9 protein-coding genes are annotated in these 8,855 nt (G+C 61.9%); 3 read left to right on the top strand and 6 right to left on the bottom strand.

Going from position 1 to position 8,855, the window contains the following annotated elements:
* The 3 genes from HX846_RS14625 to HX846_RS14615 all read left to right on the top strand — a co-directional run.
* The coding region (locus HX846_RS14625; protein WP_178965613.1) for a GlxA family transcriptional regulator at nt 1-649 on the top strand (649 nt) is incomplete at its 5' end.
* A gap of 131 nt (nt 650-780) precedes the next feature.
* On the top strand, nt 781-1,368 hold the full coding sequence (locus tag HX846_RS14620) for a biliverdin-producing heme oxygenase (RefSeq protein WP_087695343.1): 588 nt from the start codon (nt 781-783) through the stop codon (nt 1,366-1,368).
* Nucleotides 1,365-3,560 (top strand): ATP-binding protein, encoded by a 2,196-nt coding sequence (locus tag HX846_RS14615; RefSeq protein ID WP_178965612.1) that lies wholly within the window; start codon nt 1,365-1,367, stop codon nt 3,558-3,560. Before HX846_RS14620 ends, HX846_RS14615 begins: the two co-directional genes overlap by 4 nt.
* Here HX846_RS14615 and HX846_RS14610 read toward each other — a convergent pair.
* From HX846_RS14610 to HX846_RS14585, 6 genes are all read right to left on the bottom strand, one after another.
* Entirely contained in the window at nt 3,538-4,446 is a 909-nt protein-coding gene (locus HX846_RS14610) for an alpha/beta fold hydrolase (protein ID WP_177123479.1), read from the bottom strand. The two genes, HX846_RS14615 and HX846_RS14610, sit on opposite strands and share 23 nt — an antisense overlap.
* Before the next feature lie 49 nt (nt 4,447-4,495).
* Complete coding sequence (locus HX846_RS14605) at nt 4,496-4,888, bottom strand: VOC family protein (protein WP_177054844.1); 393 nt, start codon at nt 4,886-4,888, stop codon at nt 4,496-4,498.
* On the bottom strand, nt 4,888-5,520 hold the full coding sequence (locus HX846_RS14600; RefSeq protein WP_003208180.1) for a BRCT domain-containing protein: 633 nt from the start codon (nt 5,518-5,520) through the stop codon (nt 4,888-4,890). The genes HX846_RS14605 and HX846_RS14600 overlap by 1 nt, the downstream gene beginning before the upstream one ends.
* 266 nt (nt 5,521-5,786) lie before the next feature.
* Entirely contained in the window at nt 5,787-6,248 is a 462-nt protein-coding gene (locus HX846_RS14595) for a cysteine hydrolase family protein (RefSeq protein WP_008434533.1), read from the bottom strand.
* Between the two features lie 136 nt (nt 6,249-6,384).
* A complete protein-coding gene (locus HX846_RS14590) occupies nt 6,385-8,211 on the bottom strand; it encodes a glycoside hydrolase family 15 protein (RefSeq protein ID WP_008434531.1) in 1,827 nt (608 codons plus the stop codon).
* The coding region (locus HX846_RS14585) for an SDR family oxidoreductase (protein WP_178965611.1) at nt 8,204-8,855 on the bottom strand (652 nt) is incomplete at its 5' end. The genes HX846_RS14585 and HX846_RS14590, both read right to left, overlap by 8 nt.

Raw genomic sequence — 8,855 nt, 5'->3', positions numbered from 1 at the left:
GACTTCGGTGTGTACCGGCGCCTTTCTGCTGGCCGCCAGCGGTTTGCTCGACGGCCGCCGCGTGGTGACCCACTGGACGCGCTGCGAAGAACTCGCGCGCAAGTACCCACAGCTGACGGTGGAGGCCAATCCGATTTTCATCCAGCAGGGCAACCTGTGGACCTCCGCCGGCGTGACCGCCGGTATCGACTTGTGCCTGGCGCTGGTGGAGGAGGACCTGGGTCGCGCCGTGGCCCTGGAAGTGGCGCGGCACCTGGTGGTGTTTCTCAAGCGCCCCGGTGGGCAATCGCAGTTCAGCGTGACGTTGTCCCTGCAAAAGGGCGGTAGCCGTTTTGCGGAGTTGCACGCCTGGATCGCCGAACACCTGACCCTCGATTTGAACGTTGCCACACTGGCCGCCCAGGCGGGCATGAGCGAGCGCAGCTTCGTGCGCCACTACCGCAGCGAGACCGGCCAGACACCCGCGCGGGCGGTCGAGTTGATTCGCGTGGAGACCGCCCGCCGGCAACTGGCGGACAGCAGCGTGTCGATCAAGCGCATTGCCGTGCACTGCGGCTTTGGCTGCGAAGAAACCATGCGCCGCAGCTTCCTGCGAGCGGTATCGATCACGCCCCAGGCCTATCGTGAACGGTTTTCCTCACCCGGTTGAAGCGAAGCCTGTTTGAACGAATAGGTACGTTTTTGTATCAAGGTGCTATGTTACTCACAGTCCATTGCGCAGTGTCTTGATCCCAGGCCTCTACGTCGCGGTTTTGAACCTTCCCGGCGTGCGCACAGCTCATGAATTCACTACCTCCTGTCCTTGTCGAACTACGTGCGGCGACCGCTGCGCTGCACCGACGCCTCGATACCCGTCTGCCGTTTTCCCGCATGGACCTGGCGTTGTACCGCGAGTTGATGAGCGCCTACTACGGCTTCTATCAACCGCTGGAGCGCGCCCTGGCGCCGTGGGGCGAGATCATCCCGGACCTGGAGTGGGGGCGGCGCAGCAAAACTCCGTACTTGCAGGCGGATTTGCGGGCGCTGGGCCTGGAAAACCTGCAGATCGATGCCTTGCCGATATGCCCCGAACTGCCCGCCATCACCAACGTGGCCCAGGCCTTGGGCGCCCTCTATGTGCTGGAAGGCGCCACCCTCGGCGGCCAGGTGTTGCGCGACCTGATCGAGATCAAGATTGGCGTGGGCTCCACCAATGGCGGCGCGTTCATGAATGTGTACGGGGCCGAGACCAGCGCCCTGTGGCAGCGTTTTCTGGCGTGCCTTTACCCGCTGCGAACCGCGTACGAGCGCGTGGAGGCGGTGAAGGTCGCCGAGTCGACCTTCCTGTGTTTCGAGCAGTGGCTGGACCGCTGCGGGGTGCTGCGATGACCACGGTCGATACGCTGATCGACGATTGCGCCAGCGAGCCCATCCATATCCCCGGCTCGATCCAGCCTCACGGGTTGTTGTTGACGCTGAGCGAACCGGCGCTTGAGGTGCTGCAAGCCAGCAGCAACCTGAGCGTCGCGCTGGGCCTGGACGCGCAACGCCTGTCGGGCCAGGCGCTGGCCAGTGTGCTGGGCAGCGAAGCGGCAGTACAGGTGAGTCGTGCCCTGGCAGACCTGGACGCCTTTGAGGAGGACGTGCATCAACTGACGCTGGATGGCTACGCCTACGACATCCTGCTGCATCGTCATCAAGGCGTGCTGTTTCTCGAACTGGAGCGGAGCCTCACGCTTGAGCACAGCGCTGTGAAGCAGCTGTCCCGAACGCTGCGCTGCTTGCAGTCGGCCAAGACGCTCGACAGCTTGTACCAGATCAGCGTGACCGAGATTCGTAGCCTCACCGGTTATGACCGGGTCACCTTGTACCGCTTCGAGCAGGAAGGCCACGGCAAAGTGATTGGCGAGGCCCTCAGCGACGGCATGCAGCCGTACCTGGGATTATGTTTTCCCGCGTCGGACATCCCGCCCCAGGCCCGCGAGCTGTACCGGCTGAACTGGATCCGCGCGATTCCCGACGCCGAGTACCAGCCGGTGCCGATCCTGCCGGCCCTGCGCCCCGACAACGGCCAGCCCCTGGACCTCAGCTTCGCCGTGTTGCGCAGCGTGTCCCCGGTGCACTGCCATTATTTGAAGAACATGGGCGTGCGTTCCTCCATGAGCATTTCGCTGCTCAAGGACGACCAGCTCTGGGGCCTGATCACCTGTGGTCACCGTGAGCCGTTGCGCGTGCCCCATGAACTGCGCACGGCGTGCACCAGCATCGGCCAGTTGTTGTCGATGCAGATCACGTTGCTCCAGGAGCAGCAGGAGCGCCGCCAACAACGTGACAAGGCCGCCATGGTCGAAGAGTTGGTCGCCGCCATGACCGCGGACCAGTGCGATGTGATGGAAAGCCTGTTGCCCTATGCGCAAACGCTGCTGAACCTGACCGCCGCCGGTGGCCTGGCGATACGGGTGGAAGAGCGCCTGCATGTGTTCGGCGTTTGCCCTGCACGTGCTGAAATCCACGCCTTGTACCAGTGGGTGCGCGGACAGGGCAAAGGCGTGGTGCACAGCCATCAATTGTCGGTGGACTTTCCCCCGGCGGCGGCCTACCAGGCCCATGCCAGCGGCCTGTTGGCGTTCTGCCTGCCCAAGCCGGTGGACAACGCGGTGATGTGGTTTCGCCCGGAGGTGCAGTCCTCGGTGGAGTGGAGCGGCCAGCCGGTCAAACATCAGGAACCGGGCAACACGACCTTGAGCCCGCGCCTGTCGTTTGAGTTGTGGAAGCAGCAGGTCGACGGCAAGGCGCTGTATTGGTCGCTGTCGGAGCTACAGGCGGTGGAGAGCCTGCGGCGCAATGCTCTGGAGCATGACCTGGCGCGCCAGGTGCAACGCGAACATGCTGCGGTGCGGGCGCGTGACGAGCTGGTGGCGGTGGTCTCCCATGACCTGCGCAGCCCGCTGACCATCCTGCTGATGCAATGCGGCATGATGCGCAGCATGGTGCCCGCCGAGGACAACAAGGCGAACCGGCGCCTCTCCACCGCGATTGAAACCATGCAAAACGCCACCGCCCGCATGAACACGCTGCTGGAAGACCTGATCGATATTTCGCGCATCGAGGCCGGGCGCTACAGCGTTTCGCTGCAACGGCTCGATGTGGCGGCAACCCTGGACCAGATCTGTTCGATGTGGCAACCGCTGGCGGCTGCCAAGGGTGTGGACCTGACTTGGCGCTCAGTGGACGGGCTGAGTGCCCAGGCCGACCCGGAGCGCTTGTTCCAGGTGTTTTCCAACCTGCTGGGCAACGCCCTGAAATTCACCCCGGTGGGCGGAGTGATCGAGGTGATTGCCGAGGCGGCGGGGGACGAAGTGCTGTTTCGGGTATGCGACAACGGCATCGGCATCGACCCGGCGCAACTGCCGTATATCTTCGACCGCTACTGGACCTCACGCGAGGGCAACCCCACCGGTAGCGGGCTGGGGTTGTACATCTCCCACGGCATCGTCGAAGCCCACGGCGGCACCCTGTGGGCTGAAAGCGTGGTGGGGCAGGGCAGCGTGTTCAGCTTCAGGATTTCGGCTGGGGGCTGAGGCTCAGCAGCTCGAAAATCGCCTCAAGGGTTGCCTGGGGCGCCTCCTGGGGAATGTTGTGGCCCACGCCGGCCAACACCTCGCGCCGATAAAACCCGCTGAAATTTTCCAGGTCGTCATCTTCGACCGGGGCCGGACCTACGCCGTCATCGGCGCCGCACAACGAGATGCTCGGTACTGAAATCGGCGGTGGCTGCACCAGGGCCTGCTCGATGCTTTCCAGCGCCGGATCACCCGGCGCGTACATGAAGCGATGACGGTAGGAATGGACCACCACCTCGACAAAATCCGGGTTATCAAACGAGGGCGCTGTCTTGCCATACAGGCTCGGCCCTTCGGCCCAGGACGGCGACCAGAGCGCCCAGAGCAACTGGCAGAACTCGCGACGATTGGCGGTCAAGCCGTCGACGCCGCGTTGGGTATGAAGGTAAAACTGATACCACAGCCGATGTTCTGTTTCCGGCGCCCGAGGCTTGGTCGACGCAGCGATATCCTGAATGTTGTAGCCATCGCCCGTCACCAGGCCGCGCACCCGTTCAGGCCAAAGCGCCGCAACGATACACGCCGCGCGTCCGCCCCAGTCATAGCCCACCAGCGTGGCTTTTTCGATGGACAGGGCATCCATGAAATCCAGCAAATCCTTGGCCAGCGCTGCTTGTTGGCCGGAGCGCATCACCTGTTCGTTGATAAAGCGCGTGGGTCCATAACCGCGCAGGTACGGCACCAATACCCGGTAGCCACGTGCGGCGACCACCGGGGCGATCTCGTCATAGCCACGAGGGTCGTAGGGGAAGCCATGCAGCAGGATCACCACCTCACCGCCTTCCGGGCCATGGGTTTCGTAGGCGATATCGAGCATGGGCGTGCGGATGTGAAGGGTAGGCATGGAGGCTCCGAGGGTGGAGGGAAAGTGTTGGAACTGTAGACCAAGCGGGTTACCGAGTGTGGTTCGAAAGGCTGCAATTGCTTGACTTGTCTAGACCGGCCTGGCGCAAGCCGATGCAGTTGCCCCACGGGTCGCGCACCTGGCACATCCACTCGCCGCCTTGGATTTTCATCGGGCCGCGATACAAAGTGGCGCCTAACGTGACCAGTCGCTGTACCTCGTGATGCAGGTTAACCACCCGCCAATACACCACCGACCCCGCCGCACCGCTGGCGACCTTGTTGTCGGCGTTCACGATTTCGATGGCCACGCCGCCCACGTCCAAATGACCGAAATCATCGGGCTCGTGGTAGATGCGTGTGGCGGCATAGAAGGCGGTGGCGTACCACTCAGTGGCGGCACGCCAGTCGGGGACGTGAATCAGGATGGAGATAATGGGCATCAACCGAACAGCACCTGCTGCCAATGGGTTTCACTGATGATAGCGATCGGAATACCGCTATTTCTTAACTCGACGGCTTTTTTGATCTTCGTTCCATATGAGCTATGGAGCCATTGTTCATTACCAACGCTCCCGACCACGAGAAAATGAACCTTCTTGCTCACCGAGTTACCGATTAGGCCGCCGCGTTCTACGACAAGTAACTCACATTCCTTGCGAGGCCCGTACGCCATGACACCGGTAAACAAAAAAGTCCGGTCCTGCCACTCCAGTGTCGGAGCCGGATTGTTCAGCGGCAGGCTGCTGACAGCAGAGGGGCGTTGAGGTGACCCCACCGAGATACCGGAAAACTGATGCAGCATTTCCAACAGTTCTGCGGACTCTTCCGCGTCGAGAGCACCGTCACTCAACATGCTGGCAAGGCGCTGATAAAGAATGTTTACCACCGGGTCTTCCAACTGGAGCAGATGGGTTTCTATCCAGGTCTTTAGAAACGCTGCTTCCATCTGATTGATGTTTCCGTCGGCGACCAGGCCGGCAGTGACGCCGAGTAATGCGTCGGCAGAGCGCCGATCAATACGCGCCTTGTGGAAGAGGTGACTGCGTTCGAATTCCTGATGAAGATCGGTCATGCGTCCATGCTCCTTAAGTCAGTGCTTTGCCAGGTCTCGGTCCAGCTCAGCATGGGCCGAAGGTTTCGCGTTGATGGTGAAACCGATATACACACATGTTGTGATGTTTGCCAAATAACCTGTGGCGAGGGAGCTTGCTCCCGTTGGGCTGCGCAGCAGCCCCAGGTTTTGTTGAATGTGTTCTTTGAGTTAGATGGCGTTGAGCTTCTTGGGGCCGCTTCGCGACCCAGCGGGAGCAAGCTCCCTCGCCACAGTGAGGGGCTGACTTAAATCTCTGCGTGGGTGATGACGTGTTTGAAGTGGTGTCGCCACAAATCCGCGCCCAGTTTCCCCGAGCGATCCAGCGACGAACCCACGGTCAAATCGCTGATCAGCGTGGGCTGTAATCCGGCATCAAACAACGCAAACCCGGCCGCCAGCACACAGGTATCAGTCTGGATGCCACACACCAGCACTCGGTCCGGCGCGAGGCTTTTCAGGTGGCTGATGGTCTCGGGCGTGGGCGCGTAGCCGTGTTTGATGAAGATATGGTCAGCCGCGATCAGGCTGTCGTCGTCGGGCGCCGGTTGCCAGCCGAGTTGGCGAGCGAAGGGGGTTATGTTTTCGTCGTGGCGCTCTACGGTGGCCACTGACGGCATGCGACCCAGCAAGGCGTTGATGCCGATTACCAGCCAGTCGGGCGGGGCGAAGGAGGGTTGTACATCGATGATCAGTAGGACTTGGCGCATTGGCATCCTGGTATAGATCGAAGGACCACGCATTGTGCACCGGGTACACCTCGTCTCCAAGTCTGGCGCGGTCATGTGGGAGCAGGCAAGCCAGCTCCCACAAGGTTACTCAATTGCCTTCAGATTGTGCTCGGGCTCAAGGCTGCCAAACCGTCTTCACCCCACTCAACTTTCGGTCCAGGAACGTTGCCGCGCTGATCAGCGCCAAATGGCTCAACGCCTGCGGTGTATTGCCCAAATGCCGTGCCTGGTTATCAAATTCTTCGGCATACAACCCCAGCGGGTTGGCATAGCGCAGCAACTGTTCAAACTCCAGATGCGCCTTCTCCACTTGCCCGGCCCGGGCCAGGCATTCCACGTACCAGAACGAGCACGCTGCAAACGCGCCCTCGGTGCCTTGTAGCCCATCAATCTGGCTGTCGTCGTTGCGATAGCGATAAACCATCCCATCGCGCACCAGGCTTTTCTGGATCGCCTCCAGTGTCGACAACCAGCGCGGGTCGGTCGCCGCAACGAAGCGCACCAGTGGCATCAACAGCATCGAACCATCCAGCGCCGTGCTGCCGATATGCTGCACAAAATGGCCGCGTTCTTCGTTCCAGAAGTTGCTCCAGATATCGGCGTAAATCGCCTGGCGGGTCTGGTCCCAACGGGCAAACGGCGCCGGTAGCGAGCGCTTGGACGCCAGGCGGATCGCCCGGTCCAGGGCCACCCAGCACATCAGCCTTGAGTGCAGGAAGTGATGCTGCTCACCGCGCATTTCCCAGATGCCGACGTCTTTGTGGTTCCAGGTTTCGCAGACCTGGTCGGCCACCTCCACCGTGTGTTTCCAGCCCTCGTGGGAGATGGCCTCACCGTATTTGTTGACCAGGTATACCGCGTCCATCAACTCGCCGTAGATATCCAGTTGCACCTGGTCGTACGCCTCGTTGCCGATGCGCACCGGTTGCGCGCCGCCGTGGCCGCTGAGGTGGCTCAGCTCGGTTTCCGGCAGTTCCTGGCGGCCGTCGATGCCGTACAGGATGTTGATTTTCATCGGCTGATCGCAGCAGTCACCCACCCGGCCTTTCAACCAGCGCATGTAGCCGTTGGCTTCCTCGATAAACCCCAGGCGCATGAACGCGTAGACGGTGAACGAGGCGTCGCGGATCCAGGTGTAGCGGTAGTCCCAGTTGCGCTCGCCGCCGGGTGTTTCCGGCAGGCCGAAGGTGGCGGCGGCGAGGATTGCACCGTGTTTGCGCGAGGTCAAAAGCTTCAAGGCCAGGGCCGAACGATTGACCATCTCGCGCCAGCGCCCACGGTAGTTGGATTGGGAAATCCAGCCGCGCCAGAACTTCAGGGTGCGCTCCAGGCACAGGTCGGTGCAGTCGTTTTTGACTCGGGCATCGTCCAGCCCGCCGAGGACAAACTCGGCGCCTTCTTCCTGGCCGAGTTCAAAGGATGCTACGGCAGCGTCGCCATCCAACTGCAGGGTGTGGCTGCTGGTCAGGCGCAGGCCGGGTTGGTCTGCGGCCTCAAACAACACGTCGCCGTCATCTTGAGTGGCCCGGGTCTGGGCGCGGGCGTAGTCATGACGCACTGCGCAGCGCATATGGATGCTCGCTTTGCCGCTGACCACCCGCACCCGGCGAATCAGGATCGGCAGGTCGTCAACTTCTTCACTGACGGTCAAGAAATCGGTAATTTCCACCACCGCGTCATTACTCAACCAGCGGGTTTGCAGCACGTTGGTGTCGGGCAGGTAGATCTGCTCGCGGCGGGCGTCGGGCAGGTCCGGCGTGAGCTGGAAGATGCCGGCGGCGGGGGAGTCCAGCAATGAGCAAAAGATGGAGGGGCTGTCGAACTCCGGCCAGCAGAAAAAATCGATGCTGCCTTTGTCGTTCACCAGCGCTGCACTGCGCATGTCGCCGATGATGCCGTGGGCATCAATGGCACTTTGTGGTTCGTTTTTCAGATCAACCATTGCCACGAAACTCCGGATAAAGGCTCATGCCGCCATCAATGAACAGGGTGCTGCCCACCACGTAGTCGGAGGCATCACTGGCCAGCCACACCACCGCGTTGGCCACGTCTTCGACGTCACCCACGCGGCCATAGGGAATCAACTTGAGCAGTTCCACTTCGGCCGCGCCTTCGGTGGCGGCGCGGTTGATGGCCGTGCGGATCGCTCCCGGCGCAACGCCGTTGATGCGGATGCGCTGCTGGCTGACTTCCTGGGCCAGGGTGCGCATCAGCATTTCCACGCCGCCCTTGGACGCGGCGTAGTTCACGTGCCCGGCCCAGGGAATCACCTGGTGCACCGAACTCATATGGATAATCTTCCCGGCGGCCCGGGAAACACCTTCGCGGATGCCCTGGCGGTTGAAGATGCGCAACGCGGCGCGGGCGCAGAGGAACTGGCCGGTGAGGTTGACGCCGATCACGGTGTTCCAGTCGTCGAGGGTCATGTCGACGGCAGCGGCGTCTTTCTGCATGCCCGAGTTGGCCACCAGGATGTCCAGGTGCCCGAAGGCATCAAGGGTCTGGGCAAACAGGCGCTCCACATCGGCCTCTTTCGACACGTCGGCGCCAATCGCAATGGCCCGGCCGCCGTTGGCGTTGATCTGC

The sequence above is a fragment of the Pseudomonas sp. K5002 genome (assembly GCF_013386655.1).
Lineage (GTDB): Bacteria > Pseudomonadota > Gammaproteobacteria > Pseudomonadales > Pseudomonadaceae > Aquipseudomonas.
Note: the sequence above shows the minus strand (reverse complement) of the source record. Positions and strands in the feature narration are given on the sequence as shown.